Origin of the sequence: Actinophytocola xanthii (assembly GCF_001921205.1) — a bacterium.
Classification (GTDB): domain Bacteria; phylum Actinomycetota; class Actinomycetes; order Mycobacteriales; family Pseudonocardiaceae; genus Actinophytocola; species Actinophytocola xanthii.
In genome coordinates this window covers 1-842 of record NZ_MSIE01000185.1, presented here as the reverse complement: position 1 = coordinate 842, position 842 = coordinate 1, and the positions used below count along the sequence as shown (strand labels likewise).

At 69.2% G+C, this 842-nt stretch carries 1 protein-coding gene; it reads left to right on the top strand.

The window, feature by feature from the left end:
- Positions 1 to 265 precede the first annotated feature (265 nt).
- On the top strand, positions 266 to 842 hold a 577-nt coding region (locus tag BU204_RS37840; protein ID WP_233161075.1), incomplete at its 3' end, for an IS110 family transposase.

Here is an 842-nt window from a genome sequence, read left to right as displayed (position 1 = left end):
GGACTGACTGTGAGAGTGGTGGTGCCGGCTTGGTGGTGGTGGGCTGGTGGTGATGATGGTGGGTGTGACTCGTGGTCTGACTGGCCGTGGTGCCTTGGCTTCGACTTGTCCGCTTGCTGTTGTCGGCACCGGCCCGGCCGGAGCTGACTGGCCTGATCAGGAGCGTGACCGCTGGACTCGACCTCCAGCGTGTCTCATCACAGTCCTGCCGAGCTCCGCACCGGACCGGACCTCACGTCCACCACGGTCAGGAGAACGCGTGTCCATGCTCGCAGAGTTGGTTGAGTTCGTCATCGGGGTCGACACTCATGCCGATACCCACACCGCTGCGGTGGTCGCCAGCAGTGGAGCACTGCTCGACACGGTCACCGTCGGCGCGGATGCCGACGGCTATGCCCGGTTGCTGGAGCTGGCTGAGCAGCATGGTGGGTTGCGGTGCTGGGCGATCGAGGGCGCCGGGGGCTATGGCGCGGGCCTGGCCCGTTATCTCGGTGAACACACCGAGATGGTGGTCGAGCTGGACCGCCCGGTCCGCCCCGCGCGGCGCGGTGGGGCGAAGTCGGATGTGATCGATGCTGAACGCGCCGCCCGCGAGGCCTTGGCCCGCGCCACGCTCGCCGCACCCAAGACCGGGCCCGAGAGGGCGGCGCTGCAGGCGTTGCTCACCGCGCGGCGCAGCGCCGTGGACGCCGCCACCACCGCGCAGCGGCAGTTGCGCGCCCTGGTGATCACCGCACCGGAACAAATCCGCGCCCGGTTCCGCGGACACACCACCCGCAGCATGATCACCATCGCCAGCCGGGTCCGACCACGCCCCACCACCACCAGCACCACCAGCACCA